Here is a 662-nt window from a genome sequence, read left to right on the forward strand (position 1 = left end):
TCAGCACGACCGGATTGTCTGTCTCGCGCAAGGGGTTCCGTCAACCACGTCATCGGTTTTTGCCACGCGAATAACCAGCCGGGCACGTTAGGACCCGGCTGGCTTGCGGCGGTCGGTATTATTTGGTGTTGTCGATGGTGATCCGCTTGACGTTGGCTCGCGCCTTTTCGGTCTTCGGCAGCGTTACTGCGAGAAGACCGCTCTTGAAGCTTGCGGCGACCTTATCCTCATCGATCTGGCGACCAAGGGACAGCCGCCGTTCGAAACGCCCGTAGTAGCGCTCGCTGAACCGGCGATCCTTGTCCTCAGTCTCCGATTTGCTCTCGCCGCGAAGCGTAAGCACGCCATCTTCCAGCAGCACCTCGATGTTGTCTGGATCGACGCCTGGTACCTCCGCGATCAGGCGGATTTCGTTGTCATTCTCCTCGATTTCCACGTGCGGCCACGAACCATTGAAGGGCGACGTGCCACCGAGCAACGATGGCGGGGCGAAGCCGCGGAAGACTTCGTCGAACAGACGGTTGACATTGCGGTGCAGCGATAGAAATGGATCCATGTCATCACCGCGATAGCTGCTCGGGAGCTGGCTGCTGCCACGGCTCCACGGGATCAGGTCACGTACATTCATGACTTCATCCTTTCTTCGGTTTCTTTGCCTCCTT

General features: G+C 58.5%; 1 protein-coding gene. It reads right to left on the reverse strand.

The window, feature by feature from the left end; all coding sequences use genetic code 11:
• Positions 1 to 118: 118 nt before the first annotated feature.
• Positions 119 to 628 (reverse strand): Hsp20/alpha crystallin family protein, encoded by a 510-nt coding sequence (locus N181_RS12240; RefSeq protein ID WP_060563405.1) that lies wholly within the window; start codon positions 626 to 628, stop codon positions 119 to 121.
• Positions 629 to 662: the final 34 nt, after the last annotated feature.

The organism is Sinorhizobium fredii USDA 205 (assembly GCF_001461695.1).
In the GTDB taxonomy this organism is placed as follows: domain Bacteria; phylum Pseudomonadota; class Alphaproteobacteria; order Rhizobiales; family Rhizobiaceae; genus Sinorhizobium; species Sinorhizobium fredii.

Excerpts from the sequence above, each read along its gene's own strand:
- N181_RS12240 (WP_060563405.1), bottom strand. The coding sequence starts at position 628 with ATGAATGTACGTGACCTGATCCCGTGGAGCCGTGGCAGCAGCCAGCTC.